Below are 19,781 nucleotides of genomic sequence, written 5' to 3' on the forward strand. Positions count from 1 at the left end.
AACCAATGGAGACAACCGACACGCTGAACTACTGGACGGCCTGCATGAAAGCAGCAGACCTCACGGAAAAGACCATCCGCGAGCGCCTCATCTTCATCCGCCAGCTGGCCCGCGATATCGACAGCCTGGAGACCGTGACCAGGAAGGAGCTCATCATGTGGACCGCCAAACGGAACTGGTCCAACTCCACCCGGGTCCATCGCCGGTCGGGCCTGCATACGTTCTTCGCCTGGATGCAGGACGAAGGCCTTCGCCTGGACAATCCCGCGTACCGGCTGCCGAGAGTGGCCACCAGGAAACGCGAGCCGAACCCCTTCAGCATCGACGAGATCAACGCGCTGCTTCAGTCCGGGATCTACCGGCGGACCAGGGTCATGGTCGCCCTGCATTATTACCTCGGGTTACGGGTCTCCGAGATTGCGGCCGTGAACGGCGATGACATCGACTGGGAAGCCCGCACCCTCAAGACCATAGGCAAGGGCCGCAAGGAAGCCACGCTGCCCGTCCCAGCCGCCGTCTGGCCACTGTTCCACCAGATGCCCCGGACCGGATATTGGTTCCCGAACCGGACAGCCAACAAACTGCACGCTGCGGGGGAAGGGCACATCATGGGCAACTCTGTCTCCGGCCTGATCGGCGAAGCGATCAAACGCATCGGCCTCAAGCACCGGCCCCACGACCTCCGCGCTTCCCTGGCCACCGAGATGCACGAAGCCGGCGTCAGTGACTTCATCGTCCAGCGCAGCATGCGGCACTCCAACATGGACACCACCACAAAGTACCTGCTGCTCCGCCCCGAAGGCATCCGTCACGGTTTCGACGCACTGCCATCCATCACCATGCCCGAACGCTCCGGCCGGCGACGTGTCCAGCCCCTGGCCGACGGCGGGCGCATGGCCGCCTAACCAGCAAACCGTCACAATCAAACCCCAGCACGTAATCTGCTAGGCCTAGCACGCCTGTCAATATCTATACTGCAACCTAGCAAAAGCCGAAACCGGGGACGCCGCGGATAAGCCCCACCGCCACACCGATTCCAGGGCCAACGACAAAAGGCCGGACACCATGGGGGATGGTGTCCGGCCTGCGTGCCCCAGAAGGGAATCGAACCCCCGACCCGAGGATTAGAAAGCCTCTGCTCTATCCACTGAGCTACTGGGGCGGGCGCAATCCAGTCTAGCGCCGCTCTGACTCGCCCGACAAAAACCCCGGCTGCGCCTCCAACAGTTGTTTCAGCTCGGCTATGTCGCTGCGTAGTTCGTTGATGTGCTCTTCTGTCGCGGATGCTGCTTCCTGATCGTCGGCGCTGATCTTTTGGATCAACCATGACGCCAGTGTGGCGGTGATAATGCCCAGCAGGGCTATGCCGCACGTCATGAGGCCGATTGCGATGAACCGGCCCGTCGTGGTGGTCGGGTAAAGATCTCCGTAACCGACTGTGGTGATAGTCGTGACAGCCCACCACAGCCCGTCGCCGATGTCGGTGATGTTCGCTTCCGGGTTCTCCCGCTCCGCGTCCAGGGCGGCCAGACCAGCGATCAGGACAAGCATGCCAGCCGCTCCAACGACGTAGGCAACAACTTTCCCGCGCAGCCTTGCGCCGGCGAACCTTTGAAGAACGCTGATTAGGGTGATGAGCCGGAGGAGACGCAGGGGCCGGAGGGCGGGGAGCACGACGACAAAGAGGTCGGGTAGGTGGTGCAGGAACCAATGGGGCTTGTTGGTGGCCAAGACGAGGCTGACGACGTAATCGACGGCGAAGAGCGCCCAGGTGATGGTGATGATGTTCTGGGTGATCTCGTCTTCGGGATGTTGGAGATTGCCTATGACTTGCCACCCGTAGGCGACGAGGAAGAGCAGGGCTGCTGCAGTGAGGGGCCATTCCGTGAGGCGCCGCCATCGTTCCAGCTTCATGCCCGCAAACCAACGATGGTGAGAACGGCTCCCCCAAGTTGGAGGGTTGTCCCGATGACCACCAAGGCAGCGACACCTCGCTGGTCCTTTAGCAGTTGCGGAAGGACCTGGGACCGCTGCACGCCCGGATAGAGCATCCCGTCATCCACGTATTTTGGATTGTTCGGGCTGAATCCAACGAGTAGCCACACAGCCCCCACTGCGCTTACCGCACATCCTGCCACGGCCAACCATAACCCGATGATTTCCACTGCTACCCCCATCACCAAAGGTGAGGGGCTAATCCCCTCACCACGAGACCAAACCTTACATGCGGACTACCGGGGTAACGACGAAATGTCCCGCCCTCCGGAGAGAGCGGGACATAGTTGGGTTACTCGCTAGGATTCGAGGTGTCCAAACCAGCGCAAAACGGGCGCATGAAATAGGGGGTAACCAAATGACTCAAGAGTCGACGGAATCACTGCAGGCCCAGATTAAAGTCCTTGAGGACCGGGTCAAGGTGCTGGAGGAAGCGGTCAAGCCAGCGAACCTCTTGGCTGCAATCCAGAAGCGGCAGCAGAGCCTGGCAGTCTGATTTACGGAGGGGCGGTCCTGAGCGGTGCAGCGGATCCGCGGCACTGATCAGGACGGCCTTTTCCGGAGGGGCACTTAACCGGATTTATCTGGCCCCTATACTTGGCGCATGGGGATCATTAGAGACTTCTTTGCCAGCTTCCGTCAGACCAACTGCGACGGGTGCGGCAAGCCGCTGACCGAGTGCGCCCGGTCGTGCCGAGCCGCTGCTGCCGTTGATGCCGAATGGCAGGCATCCATCAAGTAGCAGCGGCCCACGGTCATGCCTTGCGGTACGCGAGTGCGGACCCAAGCAACCGAACATCCCCGGCGCTGGTATCCGTGCCGTGCTGTGCTGTGCGTGTCACGGTTATCTGCACGATCCGCGCTTCCGGTATTTATCCGACCCCTAAGATAAGGGTCATGACTATTGACGTAGCGCGCCACGAGAGCAAGCCGCAGCCTCCAGCTGCATCGAAGCGGCTCACATGGAAGCACCTCACCGCGCTGGCCGGGTTCGGCTTCGTCACATGCATTTTTGTCATCACCCAAACGGTGGGCAGCGGTATGGGCAGGGAGTTCTGGGCCGTCATGGCCGTACTGGGCGTTAACTGGCTGGTGTTCGGGGCAACGTTTTGGCTGTCCCGGAGCAAGCCGCGCCGCCGTAAGGAATCGTCCCCTAAACTGACGGCATGAATATCACCGCGCTTGCCGCCGTCGCATTGTCCCTCGGAGCCACCATTGAAGACGCCTGGTCCATGGCCGAAGCAGCCGCGACTCAGCCTGACGAGAAGTCCGCCTACCTGCATGTCGCAAAAGCGGCTGGCGGCAGCACAGTTAAGAGCATGGGCCTGTGAGCCTGAAGGACCTCGTCAAGGCTTCCCCTTACGCGCCCAAGATGCGCCAGGCGCTGTCGGGCGCCCAGTTCCTTTTCTCTGACACCCTCGGCAGCCTGCCAATCCGGGCTGTGCGGAATGCGCTGGCCAAGAAGGTCCTTGGCATTACGTTGGCGGACTCGGCGCAGCTCTACCGCTGGCGTGAAATCCGGGCGGGCCGGAATATCAGCATCGGAGACAATACTGTTGTCGGCCTCTGGTCCTCTCTCGATGGCCGCAGCGGCATCACTATCGGTGACCATGTGAACATTTCCAGCGAGGTCGCTATCTGGACTTTGCAGCATGATCACCGCGACCCGGAGTTCGGTAACGTCGGCGCGCCTGTGGTTGTTGGCGACCGTGCATGGCTCAGCTTCCGTTCCACGATCCTGCCCGGCGTGACCATCGGTGAAGGAGCGGTCGTTGCCGCCGGTTCGGTCGTCACCAAGGACGTTGCTCCGTACATGATCGTCGGCGGCATCCCCGCCAAGGTCATCGGCCAGCGCAACCAGGAACTGACCTATGACTGGAGCGCCGCTAAGAGCGGCGCCCCCTGGTTCATCTAGAGCGTCACGCCGAGTGGTGCGGCCAATGTTCCCATGCGCTGGTAGCCGGATCGGAGCGGATGCACGCCGTCACCTGACATGGTGCGCGGGTCCGGCTTGGATGAGCCGATGCCGAACGCCATGGCAAGGTCGAAGTCCAGGCATCCGAGCACGTCACCGGGGACCTGGCGCAACCAGTCATTGATACCCTGCCGGCTCATCTCCAGACCGCTGATGACCTGATCCCCGGACTTGTGCGCGATGGCCGTGGCGGGGAGCGGGATGGTGTACGGTCCGGCGCCAGTTGGCACGCCGTTGGTGGTGAGCCTTTCCAGTGTCCGGCCCCAACCCATCTGGATTGGCGTTCCGCTGGGGATGCTGATGCTTGATGTGATTGACGTTGCACCGACGTTGGCGTCGGCAGTCAGCGTCCCTGCCAGCGCGGCACCGTCCGTGCGTGGTATCAACGTAGACACGAATATCCGCTTGATGCCCATGCTCTTGATGAGTTGGAAAAGCGCCACATAGGCGGCGATGTTGCCGGTGTACGGTCCACCCGTGTTGTTAGTGCCCAGGGCGATAACGGCGAAGTCGGGGACGGTGGTGGCTAGGTCTGCCCGCGCCCATGGCCGTTTAGCCGCAGAATCGAACGACGCGAGGTTCGCGGAAGCGGTGCCCAGGTTGATGGTGGCATAATTCCCCTGCATCCCCGCCGCGCCCGGCCACGCCTCATGCATGAGGGAGGCCTTATGGGTTCCGCCATAGTCCCCGTCGCTGGTGCCTTCAGTGACGGAGTCGCCAGCGAACACGCCGATGGGGGTGGTGCCGACAAACTCATACTCAACGCGCACATCAAAGTACGCCCCACCCTTCGGGGCGAAGTATCCCGCCACGCCGCTAATGGCTGTATCGCCAGCATGGGATGACCCTGACGTTGCCACGCCTGCGACCTGGCAACCTGACCCGGTTGCAACGCCGGTACCCGTAGCGGGAGTGGTGAACCCCCACGAGAGGACCAAGGGGGTCTTGGCTGCGAGCGGTGTACTCACCCAGGGGCTGACGTAGTCGGTGCCGTCAGTGGGCACCGAGAACGCGCCGACAACCTGTGTGGGTGCTGCGGCGAAGTCGCCGTTCCAGCGGTTCGTTGTGCCGGTCGTAGGGATGGCGGCGGGGGCGCCGTAGTAGATGCCTGTACCGCTGACCGGGGTTGTCAGAGCGGTGTTGGTGAGGACGTTCCAGTTGGCGATCTTGACCCTCCAACGGGTGACCGGCACGGGGAGCATGATCATTGTCCGCTGGCACCAGTCAAGTGCGGACGCGGCCGCCGTTGTGGTCGTTGAGCCTAATGGAGCAGTTACCCGGCGCGTCAGAGGGTTGGCAGCGCCCGCAACAAAGCTCATGCCCTGAGGCACAGGTGCGACAGCGAAGCTATCGAGCCTGTGGCCCATCGAATCTTTCATGTACACCATTGTTTAGACCTCCGCAATAATGTCGGCGATTTCCCACGTAGACGTGTCCACCTTGATGGTCACTCGGCGGGCTGAAATAGGGGCTCCGGCTAAGTCAACGAACCGGACATAAGTGGCAGTAAGTGCCACCTGCGTGGCGGTTCCGGGCGTCTTGATCAGAGTCTCGACAGCGGTGTCCGCGGGTGCACCGACGAGGGCTGCAGATGCCGCTGCTTCCGACGCTGATGCTTCCGCTGCGGCGCGGGCCGCGAGCGCTTCGTTCTTCATCCCGTCATAGGAGGTGAAGAATCCGGAGAACCCGCCACCGGACCAGGCGACCCGGTCAAGGGTCGCGTGCATGAACGCGCTGCCGAACCCGTTCCCGTTCACCGGAACAGGGTTCGCGAGCGCTAGGCCGGCCGGGGTGGTCAGCGTCAACGGGGTATTGGCGGCGTCGCCGGGGGCGAAAATGAGTACCGTCGCGTTCCTTGCGACGTTGGACGGGTTGGCCTCGTCAACGGCGAAGATCTGGTCAAATGTGTAGCTCACGTGCTTCTCCCTCTTTCTGGATGTTCTTCGGTGTCACCTTGAGGCGGAGGAGGTAGGAGCCCAGCGCCGTCAGGAGCGACTTGGTGACCAGGATCAGGAACGCGATCCAGAACGCCTCAGTCGTCACCTCGTGGGTGCTGAGCAGGTTGGCGATTCCTCCGCCGATCAGGACGAGGGCGTCGAGGATGAATCCGGTGTACAGGGTGCGCCATGCCCTGGTGAGCGCGTCGATATGCAGCGCCCACCACGGCGTCTCGTTGGCAGCTGGCAGGGCTTCGTGGTCGCCCATGGTAGTGGTCCTCTCTCTGCTGGTGAACTGGGTGCTAGACGAGGTTGAGGACCTGGCCGGGGTGGATGAGGTCCGGGTCGATGCCGGGGTTGGCGCGGATGATCTGGACCAGCGGCACGCCGAACTGTGCCGCGATCCCGGAGAGGGTGTCACCGGGATCGACGATGCACTGGGTGACCGGCGGTGCGACGTCGGGCGCGGACGGGAGGTTCAGGACCTGCCCGACTTCGATGGCATCCGGGTTGGCCAGCTGCGGGTTGACCGCGATCAGCGCGCCCAGGTCCACCCCGAACTGTGCCGCGATCCCGGAGAGGGTGTCGCCCGGGTCAACGATGCACTCTGCATAGCCCGAGGGGCGCTCCACGGCGGCCGGTGCGGACGCCGGCGCGGACTGCGGTGTGACCGTTTCAGCCGGGGCTTCCCCGCCGGTGAGGACGGCGTTGATGGAAGCGCGGAGGCCGTCCATGTCGCCGGGCCAGCCTGCGGGGTCGATCTTGCCTTCAGAGGAGTATTCCTTGTGGCTGATCTGCAGGCGGGCGCCTTCCGGGAGATGGGAGAGATAGGCGCGTTCAAGGGCGGCGCCGAGGTGGGGTGCGATACGGATCTGGTCTTCGGTCCAGTCCCACGGCGCGACGCCGGAGGATTCCATCTCGATGCCAATGAGGTAGTAGTTGCCCATGTCTACTGGCACGCCAGCAGCGGACCCGGCTCCGGCGTGGTTTGAGAGGCCGGCGGCGGTGAGGTAGACGGTTCCGGAGCGGCCGAACACGATCTGGCAGAGGGGACCTGCGACGTCGGCGCGCCCGTAGGTGCAGATGTTCAGCGATGGCGCGTCCATGGTGGCGAGGGAGTTTCGGCTGGCCACGGTGTGGTGCCAGACGATGCCTCGGATTTCGGCGAGGTCCCGGCCGAGGTAGCCGCGGTTCTGCCATCCGTCAACTTCCACGACGGTTAGGCCTGCGTCGCGGAGGACGTTTGCGAGATTGGAGAGGATCATGACGGGCCCCTTTCGGGCATAAAAAAGGCCCCAACATGGGGGCCTATCGATGGATTTGTTTAGAGGGTCAGGCTCGGAGGTAATGCAGGTGGTCCGGGGATCGCGTCAGCGCGGCAGCGTCCGGCGTCAGTGTCCACCGCCCCATCGGTGTAGGTGATCTGCCACAGACCGTTGTCCTGGCAGTAGGAATCAGCAATGCCGCGGCCCGGTTGTCCCGGCTTTCCCTCGGGCCCAGGGACGGTTGAGTCCGCGCCGGCCGGTCCGCGGCATGCATCGTTTGCGCAGACCTGCTGCACCGCGGCGAGGACCATCTCTGTGGACGGGCCGGGGCCCGGTGAGCCGATGCAGGCGCCGGTGGAGCAGTAGTCGGTCACAGCGGCCAGAACAGTCTCGTATTCGGGCGCCAGCGGCTTTGCGTCTTTGCCGTTTTCCCCGGCTGGTCCGACGCAGCGTCCGTCCGAGCAGAAGCGAACGAACGCTGCGGCGATGTCATCGGCTGTAGGCTCGGCGCCGTCGGCGCCCCGGCAGTTGTTTCCTTCCTCGCAGTAGGCGCGGAATGCCTGCACAAGATCGGCGCGGGACGGTCCAAGGATGACCGGTGGCTCTGCGGGCTGGGCGATGGGTTCCTGCGCTGCCGTGGCCAGCTTCTCGCAGAGCTGCGCGTCAAAGATCTCCGTCTCATTGGTTCCGCACAAGGCCCGCTGCGCTTCCTTGGCGATCTCTTTCTTTTCTGCCTGCTCGGTGACGACCTGCGCGCCGGAAACATCCGCCTGGTGAAGGGCGATGTTCAGCAGCGGAACGATGACGGCGACGGCCACGAGCAGCAACATGGCAAGGACGAAGAGTCCCCACTTCTGGCGCCGGTCGTTCCGGCGCCTGCGGTTGACCTCGTCCTCCAAGATCCCCATCTGGTTCTCAAGTTCAGTACTCACTGATCATCTCTCTCATCCGGTAACGGTGACCACTCTGCGGGTTCAGGCTCAATGTCATTGCGTAGCAACTGATCCCGCCAGGCGTTGCCGTCACGCGTGCGAATGGCGAGCGCCCGGTGCGCTTTGCGGAGCTCGGCCTTCAGGTGCTCAAGCATGATGGCCTCCCCGGTTTCGCGCTTCTTGTCTGCCCGCCGGATGAGGAATGCCAGACCCCCGCCGAGTGCGCCGAGCAGCGCCACAACCGAACCGATAAATCCCGTTGTGGCGGTGATGAATCCAGCATCCACACGTCTAGTCCTCCCTCATGGGCTGGCCGGCGGTTACCACCCAATTGCTATCCAGTCGACACGGTGCCGCTGACTTGCAAGCTGCCCAGTGGGGACCGCTACCGTGTAAACCACATCGTCCTTCGTCCCGGTGTTCCACGGCAGCCCGGTGACGCTCAATGTGATGGTGCCCCTGTTGACTGCCCGGTCCACGGATTGGTCACCGTTGGTCAGTACGACCGACAGGAGACCATTTGGGAAGGGCTTGGGAAAGGTAAGCCGCGCATACCCCGAGCCGTCGCTATCGTTGACCTGGCTCCCTGCCTGAACCAAGAACTGTGTGCCGGCGTCCGGGGTACTCGCCAGAGCCCCCCCATAACCGAATAACGGGATCTTGCCGATCTCGGATGCCTTTACCCACTCCTGGATCCCGTTCGCACCCACCTGCGAACGCCAGACGGTCCCGTTGACGCAAACCTCAGTGCCAGCCCTGTCCAGATAGGTCCTGGCCAGTTCATCCTTGGCGAACAACCCTCCGTTGGAAGCCCAACAGCGCAGATCAACCCGCTGCCCCAACAGTGTCCCGTTGACCTCCTGCAGGTAGAGCGGCTGGTCATCCAGGATCCCCGGCCGGCGGTTCCAGTTCGTCGCCGCGGTCCCGACCGGCGGGTAACCCTTCGCTGGACCTCCCTGCACAATGGTGATGGAGCTGGCGCCGCCCGGGGGCTGCCAGTCTCGCTGGAGCACCACCAGGTCCCAGCGTGTACCCGAGGCCGCGGCGAACTGGATATTCGGGATGGCCGTGGCGACGTCCCTGGTTCCCGGGCCAAGCGCGACGCCGTCGCTGATGGCGACGATACGGTCACCCGCCTGGGTAGTCGCCTTGAAATCATCAGGGCCCACCACGGAATAGCGGTGCAGAATCTCGGCGAACTGCACCTCGTCGACGGTGCCGTCATATCCTGCGGTAATGAAGCCCATGGGTTATCTCACTTTCAGGTTGGTTAATCCCCGCCACAGGGTTTTGATGGCGCCCGCGATCTTCGCGTCCGAGGAATTCTCGGTCTTCCCGACGACAGGCTGCACTTTAAGGCCGCCGGCGCGGGTCCATGTGATCGTTGCCGTACGGATCATGTCGGCGATTTCCAGGGCGCCGGCACGGATGGTGACCTGGTCACCGACGATGACGGTCCCGTACCGGAAATAGGGTGTCTCTGACAGTTCCAACTCGAGGCCGCTCTTGGGTTTCCCCTCGAACAGGGTCTCGCTGTTGGACTGGTCCAGTTCCGCATCGGTATCGCCGTTGCGGGCGTCCGTGAACACTTCGATCTGCCGCCCGTATGCGGCGGCGAGCGCGGCGTCTGAGGCTGTGCGGAAGTTCCGCAGCGTCCCCTCTCCTGACCCGCCTCCCACGACGTGCGTGGCGGCTGGGTTGGACCGGTTCCACTTCCAGGACCGCAACGTGCCGGCTGCTTCGCTGATGACCTTGGAGTAGACGCGCGGTTCGTAGACGTCCAGGACCAGACCCGCTCCGGATTGATAGACCCGGACACCAAGGCCCGCTTGCTCCACGGCTGGGTAGAGGCGTTCGGCGAGCGCGTGCATCCTGATCTTCACGCCGCCTGGGATGACGGCGCCACGGTTCAGGTTCGGCGTGACGGTCAGGGGGTGGCCGAAGCGGGTGATTGCCTGCTCCTGGACCATGGTCTTGACGATGGTTTCCGCGTTTCCGGTGTAGGTGCGGTATTCGGCGGTGCCCTGGGCGCTGATCGCCGCTGTTGGCACTTGCCAACCGAGGGTCTCCCAGAGGAGACTCAGGTCGTCGGTGACCGTCACGGTGACGGTGCTTTGACCCTCCGGACCCTGCCCCTGCACGTCGGTGACAGGGCCGGTGATAAGGGGCAGGTCAAGGCCCGGATATTCGATGACGAGACGGGCGCCCTCGGTGAGGATGTCCGACGCCCGATTATGGTCCGAGGGGAAGGTCACGTCAGCCTTGCCGACGATGTTGTAGCCGACCGTGACCGTGACTGACTCTGGGTTGCCGAGCCAGCCCTTCCGAAGGAAGTTCTTGTCGTAGACGGTGATCCGCAGGCCGTCCATGGTCACCACGCCCGGTAGTAGCGCGGCGTGATGGTGGCCTCAACGGATCCGGTACCCGCCATAGTCAGGGACAGCGGCAGCTCCACGCCGGCGGGGATCGGCGCGAAATCCGCGACGCCCAACTGGTCGGTTACGTCCACGCCGTTCAGCCAGGCTGACTGGACGGTCGGGTCCGTGTCGATCACCAGGATGTCCCCGCCGGCGAGCGCGACGTTCCACTGGATGGTTGATCCGTCCACGCCCACGGTGACGGATGTCAGAGGTCCCCTGACCGTCCACACCGGCCATGCCTCAAGGTCGCCCTCGTTGGTCATTTTCGCGGTGGACAGTTGCGATCCGCTGCTGATGTGGAACACCGGAGCCTTGGAGGCGCCGCCGTAGAAATCAGTGGCGGTGGACTGTGCCCAGGTTCGTCGTACCGGCTCACCCGTCCAGAACGGGTTATCGGCGATAAGACTCACGCCGTAGACGGCCCAGCCCCTGAACAAAGGGTCGCGGTCGAACGAATGGCGGCCGTCATCGACGAACCTGCAGGACAACGAGCGGGTCCCGCCCCGGGGTGTGGTGACAGACCAGGTACCGTGCTTGCCCGGCTGCAAGGACCGCCAGAACGCCCGGTCCAGGTCCAGCCACTCATCCGTTCCCGCGTCGGAATAGAGGTAGACAGGCCAGAACACGGGCCGTGGGTCCACGACGTGGCCCCGGTAAGACTGGCCATGCACGGCCGGCGACTCGCCTATCCATACCTGATGGGTGGGCATGCCCAGCCCCTCGATGCCCTTGCCGGTGAGGAAGACGCCGGCATCGGGTTTTGACAGTTCCCACCCGCTGCCGTCCCACCCGGTCCAGACCATCACCCCTCTGGCCCACGGCGAGGCGGGCGCCTGCGGCGCGGTGAGTGTGGTGCCATAAGCAAAGTTCACTGAAACACCACCCCTCCCATGCCGGCCATTGTCTGCGTCCTTCGCTTCTGCGCTTCAATCTCCTGGGCTACCTGGTGCGGGTCCCACCCGACGTTGCCCTTGAAGATCACGTCGCCGCCCGTCTGCTGTCCGCCGTCTGTGGCGAGCCGGTGGATATCGGCCCACTGCTGCGGGTTCAGGATCGCTTCGGGCTTGCGGGTCCGGTTGATGACCTGGGACAGGCCCGGGGGTAGGACGCCGCCCTGATCATGCAGGTAGGGCAGCCCGGTGGAACCGAGACCGGAGTCCTTCCCTCCGTTGCCGGTGATGAAGCCCACGGCCCCGTCCAGGAGCTTCTTGCCCACGCCGATGGCCAGGTCAGCCATGAACCCGGCGCCCGGGAACGCTTCCTTGAACTTGCCCATCAGCCCGTCGATGATCCCGGCAATGGGGTTCCAACCCTTGCCCGCCTCGCCCCCGCCATCAAGGTACGGGGCCGGGTTGACGTAGTTCGGCCAGCCACCGTTCATCACCATGTAGTGCAGGTGCGGCCCGGTGCTGTTGCCGGTTGACCCGACTTGGCCGATCGTTGTCCCTGCCCGGACCATGTCGCCCAGCTTCACCGCGAAGGATGAGAGGTGCGCGTACCAGGTCTGGAGCCCGTTGGGGTGGTCGATGTGGATCTCGTTGCCGCCGCCGTAGGAGGACCGGCCAGCGGAGGACACACGGCCCGGCCCTGCGGCTCCGATCGGCGTACCGGTCGGTGCCGCGAAGTCGATGCCGTTGTGGCTTCCGCTGAACGGCTGGGACACCGTACTGGCCCGCAGCGGGTGCACGAGCCCGCCCCTCGCGTAGCCGGCGAGCGCCCGTGCCATCGCGTAGAGGTTCCCGACACCGGCACGGCGGGTCTGTTCCTTCGTGAACACGAACTCGCCCGCGTGCACGACACCTGCCGGCTGGTACTTCCCGCCGTCGCCGGTGTACCCGCCGCCGGCGAACCCGGCAGGCAGCGCCAGCCGCGGGATCTTGCCCAGACCAAGGAACCCGCCGATGTTGTTCAGCCCGTTGATCAGCCCGTCATTGATGACCGTGTCGACAACGAACCGGACCGGTGCCTTGGCGATGTCCTGGAGCTTCTCCCACGCCGTCTTGATGAAGCCGACGCCCTTCTCGAACGCCGCCGGAACATCCTTAGTGATGAAGTTCCCGAGCGCATCGAATACCGGCTTGACGTTCTTCTCCCACATCTGGCGGGTGAAGGAGCTGATCGTGTCCCAGTTGGCGATTACGATCGCGACCAGACCGATCACCGCAGCGATCACCCAGCCGATCGGGCCCAGCGCGATGAACCACGCCGCGGCCATCCGGCCAGCCTGAAGGAGCGACTGGACACCCATCATCACCCAGCCGCCGACAACCTGGCCGGCGCTGATCAGGAAGCTGACCGTGCCGGACGCGGCCGACGCGACGACACTGCCCGTCCATACTGCCGCCGTCTTGATGCCAGAGGCGACAGCAGCAGCGGACATGACACCCCACGCCACGGCAACGCGCGCGGACTGAACACCATAAGCGATAGCGCCCTTGATGGCCTCCAGCGTGTAGAGGCCCCATACGTAGACAGTCTGAGCGCCCGAAACGAGCGCCGCGGCGCCCATCGCAACCCAGCTGCCGATAATCATGAAGGACTGCGCAAGGTAGACGATGCCCGTCTTGATCGCCCCGCCCTGGGCCATGGTCCACGCGATCACTTGCTGGGCGCCCGAGATGAGCGCGGTCACGCCCAGGCGGACAAGCGCGGGCAGGAGCAGCACAGTGATGCCGGTAGCTACGTTGATCAGCATGTCTTTGTTGTCCAGCAGCCATGTCGACAAGTTCCCAAGCGCCGGAATCAGGTCGGTCACGAGGAAGCTGCCAGCGTTCTGCATGGCTGTGAGGGAGCCTCCGCCGAGCTCGCCACCGAAGCCTTTGAGCCCCGGCACGAGGGTGTCGCGCACAAAGTTGCCGACGCGTTCGATGGACGGGCCGAAGGTCTCAGCGAGGAGCCCACCAAAGTCCCGCACGGCAGGGATCGCCGTGTTCTGGACGTAGTCGAACGCCTGCCGGCCCCAGTACGCGAGCTGCTCCATCATTCCCGGGATACCCGATGACGTAATGTCGCCGTCGTTCGCCGCCCAAGCCGCACCAAATGCGGTGACGCCTGCCGTGACTTCGCCCATGATGGTCCCGAGGGCGCCAAACACGCGGGCGCCCATGGGTTCCAGCCAGACCAGGACTTTGTTCTTGAACATCATCCACTGCTCGGCGAAGTCCATGGTCTCGGACCCGACACCTAGAATGCTGTCCTCGGTCTGGCCTGCGACCTTGGACATGTCTTCAAGGTTCAGGGCGCCAGACTTCAACGCACCGATGAACTGCGTCGCTCCCCTGGTGCCGAATACTTTCGATGCCAGGTTCAGCGCGCCGGCCTCGTCCCCTTTGGCAACAAAGCCGGAGATCTCGCCCTGCACCCGCTTGAACGCTTCTGCAGGCTTCTCGCCCTCTTTAGCCAGGGTCACGAGGCCCTTGGACATGGACGCCATGATCGCGGAGCTGTTCAGCCCGGCCTTGTCGAAGGACCCCACCATCGCCGTTGTCTCCTCGAACGAGAAGCCGAGGGTCTGCATGGCCGGGGCGTTCCGGGCCGCCGCGTCCGCGAGTTCATTCATGCCCAGACCGGTGGCCTGGGACACCTGGAAGAGGTGGTCCAAAGCCCCCGACACGTCCTCGCCCTCAATTTTGAAGGCATTGAACGCGGCCGAGGTCTTGTTGACGTCCACTTCTTCGCCGAGGACCCGGCCGGCTTCGAGGTACTGGCTCGCTACCTTCTCCAGAGTTTCCCCCGAGAGGCCCATACGGGTGTTTACGTCGGCGACGACGGTGCCGATTTTGGCGAAGTCGGCGGGGACTTTCGTGCCTACGTTCTTCGCCGCGCTCACCAGGCCATCAAGTGCTTCACCTGTGGCGCCAGTCCCGGTCCGGATGGTGTCCGCTACTTCATCGAACACTTCCCCGACTTTGTACAGGGCCATCCCTGCCGCTGCAGCGCCGGCCCCGACGACGGCGACGCCGCCGACCAGGGCTGTCCCGAAGCGCTGACCGATGCCCTTGCCGGCCTTGTCAGCTTCGGAGCCCGCCCCCTTGACGAGGGCGGGCCCGAAGCCCTTCATGGACGGGAGTACCGGGAGCCAAACAGCGTCCTGTGCCTGTGCCAAAATGGGCCTCCCGTTTTCAATTTTTAGGTAGTTGAAGCCCTTTGCTGGGCGGCTTCAACCTCTGCGATAAGTGAACCGATGCGCTGCTCGCTGCGGCGCTTCTGAGCCCGGGAGAACGCCGTCTCCGGCCGCTTGACCGGGCGCACACGCGGGGCCTTGCCGCCCGCAACCTGGATGGACACTGCAATCAATTCGCTGATCCGGTCCACGAGGACATCCAGGCGGGCAGCCTCGGGACTGTACTCGGACACCCGCGGGCCGCTGTCACCCTTAGTGGGCTGGTCCACGAGCATCTCCGCGAGCTCGTCATCGTTGGCCATCGCCTCCGTGGTCCGGGACGACGACGGAAGCTGCCGAACCAGGTTCGCCAGCTTCCGCCATGAATGCCGGCCACGGAAGAAATCAAGCAGATCAAGCCCCATCTGGTGCAGGTCGTACTCAATCTCGTCCCCGTACCTGTCAACGACCCTGACTAGGTACGGGAAACGGCTTCCCCCTCCGGGCGGTATCCCTGCTTCAGCATGATCCGGATCTTGCGGGGATCCCGTTCGGTGACCTTCCCCCCGCCCGGGCCGACCAGGGTGATGTCTTCGGAGAGGTCGAAGAACAGCATCATGTCCGTGATGAGGTTCTCCATCGCGGAGTGCCCGGCCTTGGCGAGCAGCTGCTCCACCCTGGACCACTGATCACCGCAGAGGGTGATCAGCATGGCCTCGATGTCGTTGGACCGGTACGCGCGCGCCCACTGGATCAGTGACGCGCCCGTGGGCGCTTCGATGACGAGGGTCTCATCGTCAGATACCGGGAGCTGGAAAGCCTCATGCCGGGCTTCCTCGACGTACTGATCCCAGCGCTTGAACTGCTGTGTCATGGTGGTGGGCCTTTCGGTTGTTATGTGGATTCGTGCTACTTGGTGGTGGTCTTGGGCGCGGCCGCGTCGGCCTTGTCGGCCTCCGGGTCCTCTTCGACTTTCGGGGTCCAGCCACGGGCGCGGAGGTTGGTCGCCTGGGCAGCGTCCTCCGGAGTCCATTCGCGGTTGCCTTCGGGGGACACAAGGACATCGAGCTTCTGCTTAGCCATGGCTGGCACCTTTCAAAAGGGGTTGAGTGGTTCGGTGGTGGGCCTACGGTGAAGGTGGCCCCGGCTGGCCCACCAAGGAGCCGGGGCCACCAGTTAGTTAGACCGGTACGGGGAAGCCCATATCGGCGTGCTTCAGACCCGGGCCGCCCCAGATCTCACGGAAGCTGGTACCGAACGCGCTGTCGGTGTAGGCCGTGAACGTGGCGGGGTACTTGACCTCGTCCCCTTCGGACCATGCCTGCTCGCCGTTCTCGGTGATCTGGGCGTTCGGCAGCCATCGGGCCACATAGATGGCGTCGGGTCCGTCGCCGTCCTTGCCAAGGGCGAGCACACGGTACTTCCGCTGGGCCGGGCGGGATGCCTTGTCGAAGTAGAAGCTGCCGCCGTTGAGGGCGGTGTCCGTCGTGACGGCGGAAAGGTCCAGACCGTGGAAGAGTTCCATGGTGGTTTTCTTGGATTCCTGCATGGTGAACGACAGGCCGGTCACGTCCGAGAGGATGTCGCGGCGGACAGGCTCGGCGTAACCGTAGGACGTGACGTCGCTGGACTCCTGATCGCGGGTCCAGGTCGCGCCGTCATCCTTGGTTGTCATGCCGACCGGCAGGTAGCCGGCGGGGATTGTCAGGCCTGCGGTGTTCCCGCCCCAGACCTTGGTGATCGCGGTGTCCGCGTCGGCCACCGGCTTGATGAAGATCGCCATTTCGAGGATCTTCCGGATGTTTGAGCCTTTGTGGCCCTTGGCTTCGGTGAAAGTTGCCACGTCGGCAACCCCCTTTCAGATAGTCAGTACAGTTGGCGAAATTCGAGCCGGTAAGAGGCCACGAATCGGTTCGTTGCAGGGTTGCGGTAGTCAACCCAGGAAGGGGCGACTACGGTGCGGACCTTGTCCACGAGCACGCCCTCGACCTTGCGGCCGGCGAGTGCGTGGAACCATTGGCGAACGTCCTCGGCGAGGTCGGCCGCAGTGCCGTAGACGTTGGAGAAGCACTCCACGTCGACGGCGGGGGAATCGGTAATCATGTCGTCGCTGCCCGGGCCGCGGGCCATACGAACGAACTTCGCGAGGGTCTCGACGTCGTCCGGGACTTTCGTTCCGGTCTGGACCCCGCTCTCGGCCCGGTGGGCAGCGGTCAAGACCTTTTCGATGTTGGGCCAACTCATCCGCCCTCACCGGCCCGCCCGAGGATCCGGTGCCGCTTGTGCAGTGCGGTGCCGAACTCCTGCCCCGGGTTATCGGTGATGACGTTCACGAACGGGCGCCCACCGGGGCGGAGGCCCGACGTCGTGCTGACGGTCATCTCCACCTCTTCCTGCTTCGCCAGACCCTCAGCCCGGGCTCTCACCCGGTCCGCCACAACCTGAAGCTGCTCGATCACGCCGGGCTGTTGCGCTGCCTGCTGGATCAACTCGTAGCTGATTTCGACCTCAGCCATTACCCGGTCACCCGTTCGACCGCTGCTTTGATGAAGCCGGGCACCAAGAACCCTGCCGGCTGCCGGCCGGGCTGGCCAACGACCTGGTAATCCTCGCCGCCGACCAGCTGGCCGGCGGCGTCCACCGTGCCGAACAGCACGACCGCGTCAGCACCGGACAGTGGCGCGTCCAAGGGCAGGCTCACCCAATAGCCATAAACCTGCTGTTCCCGGGCTGCAGTGTCCTCCCCGGAAGACCGGGGCTCGTACCAGCCGTAGTGCACAGCCACGGTGGCCGGCCCGGTCTTCTGGTTGCCGTATTCATCGAACTGTCCCGGCAGTGGGGCGCCGCGCAAGCGCAGACCCACCGGCTCAGTCATGAGATTCATCAGGCACCACCGCTCAACCGGTAGGCATTCAGAACCCTCGACGTCACGGGGTCCTCGCCGCCTTCAAGGGAAACCGACCGCCCCGCCAGAGCCTCGGATTTGATGCGGCCGGCCGAGCGTGCCGCGGCCCGTTCCGCCACAACAGCGAACAAGGACCGCGGGCAAACCCGGTAACCGTGGACGAAGGTCACTTCCACGTACGGAGGGAACCCTGCGGCGCGCTCCAGGATGCCGCTCTCCAGCCAGTCCACGCCGTCAACCGGGCGTCCTTCACGGTCAGTGATGGACGTGACGGTGATCAGCCGCAGCGTGGGCAGAAGGATCACGGAACCGGTCCCGCGGAACTTCATCGTGGTAGCGACCTCAGGTGCGATGTGCCACCCGCATTCGTCCCGGATGGAGTCCCCAGCCGAAGCAACAACGGGGTCCGTGAACGGACCGCCGTTGAACCCGGCAAGATCGCTCACGGTCGCCAACTGCTGCAGCGGGTAGGACGGAGTGGCGTAAGCGACCATCATGGGAAGGCTCCTCTACTTGTTGCCTGCGGGTCGGGCCTGCTTGTTCTGCGGGGTCTGTGCTTCCTTCGCGGCAGCATCAGCAGCAGCCTTATCCGCTGCTTCCTTCGCGGCAGCATCAGCAGCAGCCTTATCCGCTGCTTCCTTCGCGGCAGCCTCGGCAGCTTGGGCTGCCTGCTGGGCGACGGCTTCGGTGTCCTCGCCGAGTAGTCCGCGGGTCTTCGCGTCTTCGTCGGACAGCAGCAGCGTTGTGGTGTAGCCGGTTTCGGTGGTGATGTCGTACTTCTTCAGTTCAGACATGGAACTACCTTCCTCAAGGTGTTGCGGGCGTCGGCCCCGATATGGGGGTCAGGGGCCGACGCCCGTGTTGGTTGTCCGTTGGTTAGGCGACGGCGGTCGAAACGAACGCGGTCGGACGGGTCACGCCGAACGCGACGCGTTCCTCGGCGAGGATCGCGACCAGGTTGCGGATGAAGAAGTCCGCGTGGGAGTCCGTGATGCTGACCGTGGTCTGCTCGCGGTCCCACAGGACGGCCTTGGAGAAGTCGCCCACCAGTCCGGTGCCGGCGGCCACGCCTTCGGTTTCGAGGATCGGTGTTCCCCAGAGGGTGCGGGGGCCCATGGCGAACGGGCCGCCGCTGATGAACTTGCCCGTGGTACCTGACTCACGCGCCAGGTCCACCCTTTCGACGTCCACCGGGTTCAGGGCGATCGCGTTCGGTACCACGCGGCCCACCGTGCGGGCCTTGGTCAGCGCCTTGCGGGTGGAGACGAAGATGTCCGTGTCGAACGCCTGGGTCTGGATGCCCGACGTCGACAGGATGCCGGTCAGGTTCTCGCCCGTGCCGTTGCCGGTGAGGATCTGGTTTTCCTCGGTCTCGGCGATGTCCTTACGGAGCTCATCGTTGATGAGTCCTTCGAGCTGGGCGGCGTCGGCCAGGGCACGCTTAGTAGCGGGCACCCACTCGGCGATGGTCTTGACGTTGGCCGTTTTCTTCTCGAAAGCCCAGGAGCCTTCGGGCTTGTACCCGCCACCTGCGGCATTCGTGAACGTAACGGCGCCCGTTGTGGTGTTCGCCGTCGCGGTCGGTGCCGCCGTGCTGGTGGCTTCCGCGACGGGTGCGGCCGCGTTGGTGTGGGACACCTGGCGGACGTACTCGACGGTGTCTGATCCGGTGCGGCGGACGGAGATGAAGTCACGGATGGTCAGCGGACGCCGGCCCAGCATCTCGATGATGCCGGTCTGTTCGGGCGTGACGAACGCGCCTGCGGACGTGGTGCTGCCACCGACGAACAGGCTCTTGACGGAGACCGGGTCGGTGGAGAACTTTGCCCGCTCCGGCACGCCGGACTCACGGCCCGCGAACGGGGCCATGGCGGACTTGAACTGCTGGGAGTTCACAACCTCCAACCCGAGGTTCTTCACGCGCTGGAGGGAGCCTGCGGCGTCCTTCTGCGCGTCGACGTCGTCAGCAGCAGGGCCGCCGATTTCGTCGGCCAGTGCCTTGGCCCCGGCGAGGATCTCCTCGTCGGCCTTGGCGGTCTTGATCTGCTCCAGCAGATCCCGCCCCTTGGCCATCGCCGCGGTGTAGTCGGAACGCTCGTCGTCGGTCAGGGACCGGCCCTCGGCGTCGGCTTTGGCAGCGATGTCCGTAGCGGACTTGGCAGCCGCCCGAGCTGCGTCCTGCAGCATTTTCAGCTTGCTCATGATCAAACCTTTCGTGGCATGAAAAAAGCCCCGGACTTCCCAGGGCTT

The 19,781-nt window shown here is 64.2% G+C and carries 26 protein-coding genes, 1 tRNA gene and 1 pseudogene; 6 read left to right on the forward strand and 22 right to left on the reverse strand.

The window, feature by feature from the left end; all coding sequences use genetic code 11:
* The first annotated feature begins 5 nt into the window (after positions 1 to 5).
* On the forward strand, positions 6 to 905 hold the full coding sequence (locus ACVWY0_RS15750) for a tyrosine-type recombinase/integrase (protein ID WP_485837506.1): 900 nt from the start codon (positions 6 to 8) through the stop codon (positions 903 to 905).
* A 184-nt stretch (positions 906 to 1,089) separates the two neighbouring features.
* Here ACVWY0_RS15750 and ACVWY0_RS15755 read toward each other — a convergent pair.
* Positions 1,090 to 1,162 (reverse strand) — tRNA-Arg (locus ACVWY0_RS15755).
* 14 nt (positions 1,163 to 1,176) lie between these two features.
* Complete coding sequence (locus ACVWY0_RS15760; RefSeq protein WP_485837507.1) at positions 1,177 to 1,914, reverse strand: potassium channel family protein; 738 nt, start codon at positions 1,912 to 1,914, stop codon at positions 1,177 to 1,179.
* A 439-nt stretch (positions 1,915 to 2,353) separates the two neighbouring features.
* On the opposite strand from ACVWY0_RS15760, the gene ACVWY0_RS15765 reads away from it, so the two are divergent.
* From ACVWY0_RS15765 to ACVWY0_RS15785, 5 genes and pseudogenes are all read left to right on the forward strand, one after another.
* Complete coding sequence (locus ACVWY0_RS15765; RefSeq protein WP_485837508.1) at positions 2,354 to 2,491, forward strand: hypothetical protein; 138 nt, start codon at positions 2,354 to 2,356, stop codon at positions 2,489 to 2,491.
* A gap of 108 nt (positions 2,492 to 2,599) precedes the next feature.
* Complete coding sequence (locus ACVWY0_RS15770) at positions 2,600 to 2,737, forward strand: hypothetical protein (RefSeq protein WP_485837509.1); 138 nt, start codon at positions 2,600 to 2,602, stop codon at positions 2,735 to 2,737.
* 155 nt (positions 2,738 to 2,892) lie between these two features.
* Complete coding sequence (locus ACVWY0_RS15775; protein ID WP_485837510.1) at positions 2,893 to 3,165, forward strand: hypothetical protein; 273 nt, start codon at positions 2,893 to 2,895, stop codon at positions 3,163 to 3,165.
* Positions 3,162 to 3,326, forward strand: a complete 165-nt coding sequence (locus tag ACVWY0_RS15780) for a hypothetical protein (protein WP_485837511.1) — start codon at positions 3,162 to 3,164, stop codon at positions 3,324 to 3,326. Before ACVWY0_RS15775 ends, ACVWY0_RS15780 begins: the two co-directional genes overlap by 4 nt.
* A gap of 365 nt (positions 3,327 to 3,691) precedes the next feature.
* Positions 3,692 to 3,910: pseudogene (locus ACVWY0_RS15785) on the forward strand (DapH/DapD/GlmU-related protein); the annotation flags it as partial.
* On the opposite strand, the gene ACVWY0_RS15790 reads toward ACVWY0_RS15785, so the two are convergent.
* The 20 genes from ACVWY0_RS15790 to ACVWY0_RS15885 form a co-directional block, all read right to left on the reverse strand.
* Positions 3,907 to 5,178, reverse strand: a complete 1,272-nt coding sequence (locus tag ACVWY0_RS15790) for a GDSL-type esterase/lipase family protein (protein ID WP_485837512.1) — start codon at positions 5,176 to 5,178, stop codon at positions 3,907 to 3,909. The pseudogene ACVWY0_RS15785 and the gene ACVWY0_RS15790 sit on opposite strands and share 4 nt — an antisense overlap.
* 183 nt (positions 5,179 to 5,361) lie before the next feature.
* A complete protein-coding gene (locus tag ACVWY0_RS15795; protein WP_485837513.1) occupies positions 5,362 to 5,886 on the reverse strand; it encodes a hypothetical protein in 525 nt (174 codons plus the stop codon).
* On the reverse strand, positions 5,870 to 6,175 hold the full coding sequence (locus ACVWY0_RS15800) for a hypothetical protein (RefSeq protein ID WP_485837514.1): 306 nt from the start codon (positions 6,173 to 6,175) through the stop codon (positions 5,870 to 5,872). The genes ACVWY0_RS15795 and ACVWY0_RS15800 overlap by 17 nt, the downstream gene beginning before the upstream one ends.
* Before the next feature lie 34 nt (positions 6,176 to 6,209).
* Positions 6,210 to 7,172, reverse strand: a complete 963-nt coding sequence (locus ACVWY0_RS15805; RefSeq protein WP_485837515.1) for a LysM peptidoglycan-binding domain-containing protein — start codon at positions 7,170 to 7,172, stop codon at positions 6,210 to 6,212.
* Positions 7,173 to 7,231: 59 nt separating this feature from the next.
* Positions 7,232 to 8,104 carry a hypothetical protein gene (locus tag ACVWY0_RS15810; RefSeq protein ID WP_485837516.1) on the reverse strand — a complete coding sequence of 291 codons (873 nt, stop codon included), beginning with the start codon at positions 8,102 to 8,104 and terminating at the stop codon, positions 7,232 to 7,234.
* Positions 8,101 to 8,391 (reverse strand): hypothetical protein, encoded by a 291-nt coding sequence (locus ACVWY0_RS15815; protein WP_485837517.1) that lies wholly within the window; start codon positions 8,389 to 8,391, stop codon positions 8,101 to 8,103. The genes ACVWY0_RS15810 and ACVWY0_RS15815 overlap by 4 nt, the downstream gene beginning before the upstream one ends.
* 33 nt (positions 8,392 to 8,424) lie before the next feature.
* Positions 8,425 to 9,351, reverse strand: coding sequence for a gp53-like domain-containing protein (locus ACVWY0_RS15820; RefSeq protein ID WP_485837518.1), 927 nt, complete (start codon positions 9,349 to 9,351; stop codon positions 8,425 to 8,427).
* 3 nt (positions 9,352 to 9,354) lie between these two features.
* The gene (locus tag ACVWY0_RS15825; RefSeq protein ID WP_485837572.1) at positions 9,355 to 10,473 is read right to left on the reverse strand and encodes a Gp37-like protein; all 1,119 of its coding nucleotides are present in this window, start codon (positions 10,471 to 10,473) and stop codon (positions 9,355 to 9,357) included.
* A gap of 2 nt (positions 10,474 to 10,475) precedes the next feature.
* The gene (locus tag ACVWY0_RS15830; RefSeq protein WP_485837519.1) at positions 10,476 to 11,396 is read right to left on the reverse strand and encodes a phage tail family protein; all 921 of its coding nucleotides are present in this window, start codon (positions 11,394 to 11,396) and stop codon (positions 10,476 to 10,478) included.
* The gene (locus ACVWY0_RS15835) at positions 11,393 to 14,629 is read right to left on the reverse strand and encodes a phage tail tape measure protein (protein WP_485837520.1); all 3,237 of its coding nucleotides are present in this window, start codon (positions 14,627 to 14,629) and stop codon (positions 11,393 to 11,395) included. The genes ACVWY0_RS15830 and ACVWY0_RS15835 overlap by 4 nt, the downstream gene beginning before the upstream one ends.
* A 23-nt stretch (positions 14,630 to 14,652) precedes the next feature.
* Positions 14,653 to 15,051, reverse strand: coding sequence for a hypothetical protein (locus ACVWY0_RS15840; protein WP_485837521.1), 399 nt, complete (start codon positions 15,049 to 15,051; stop codon positions 14,653 to 14,655).
* 50 nt (positions 15,052 to 15,101) lie between these two features.
* The gene (locus ACVWY0_RS15845; protein WP_485837522.1) at positions 15,102 to 15,500 is read right to left on the reverse strand and encodes a hypothetical protein; all 399 of its coding nucleotides are present in this window, start codon (positions 15,498 to 15,500) and stop codon (positions 15,102 to 15,104) included.
* Positions 15,501 to 15,535: 35 nt separating this feature from the next.
* On the reverse strand, positions 15,536 to 15,709 hold the full coding sequence (locus ACVWY0_RS15850) for a hypothetical protein (RefSeq protein ID WP_485837523.1): 174 nt from the start codon (positions 15,707 to 15,709) through the stop codon (positions 15,536 to 15,538).
* Positions 15,710 to 15,806: 97 nt separating this feature from the next.
* Positions 15,807 to 16,469, reverse strand: a complete 663-nt coding sequence (locus ACVWY0_RS15855) for a phage tail tube protein (protein ID WP_485837524.1) — start codon at positions 16,467 to 16,469, stop codon at positions 15,807 to 15,809.
* 23 nt (positions 16,470 to 16,492) lie between these two features.
* Positions 16,493 to 16,870 (reverse strand): hypothetical protein, encoded by a 378-nt coding sequence (locus tag ACVWY0_RS15860; protein WP_485837525.1) that lies wholly within the window; start codon positions 16,868 to 16,870, stop codon positions 16,493 to 16,495.
* Entirely contained in the window at positions 16,867 to 17,142 is a 276-nt protein-coding gene (locus tag ACVWY0_RS15865) for a hypothetical protein (protein ID WP_485837526.1), read from the reverse strand. The genes ACVWY0_RS15860 and ACVWY0_RS15865 overlap by 4 nt, the downstream gene beginning before the upstream one ends.
* Positions 17,142 to 17,510: a hypothetical protein gene (locus ACVWY0_RS15870; RefSeq protein ID WP_485837527.1), complete on the reverse strand. Its 369-nt coding sequence runs from the start codon at positions 17,508 to 17,510 to the stop codon at positions 17,142 to 17,144. The genes ACVWY0_RS15865 and ACVWY0_RS15870 overlap by 1 nt, the downstream gene beginning before the upstream one ends.
* Complete coding sequence (locus ACVWY0_RS15875) at positions 17,510 to 18,028, reverse strand: hypothetical protein (protein WP_485837528.1); 519 nt, start codon at positions 18,026 to 18,028, stop codon at positions 17,510 to 17,512. Before ACVWY0_RS15875 ends, ACVWY0_RS15870 begins: the two co-directional genes overlap by 1 nt.
* 12 nt (positions 18,029 to 18,040) lie before the next feature.
* Entirely contained in the window at positions 18,041 to 18,325 is a 285-nt protein-coding gene (locus ACVWY0_RS15880) for a hypothetical protein (RefSeq protein WP_485837529.1), read from the reverse strand.
* A gap of 82 nt (positions 18,326 to 18,407) precedes the next feature.
* Positions 18,408 to 19,733, reverse strand: coding sequence for a phage major capsid protein (locus tag ACVWY0_RS15885; protein ID WP_485837530.1), 1,326 nt, complete (start codon positions 19,731 to 19,733; stop codon positions 18,408 to 18,410).
* Positions 19,734 to 19,781 lie beyond the last annotated feature (48 nt).

Source organism: Arthrobacter sp. UYNi723 (assembly GCF_054057635.1).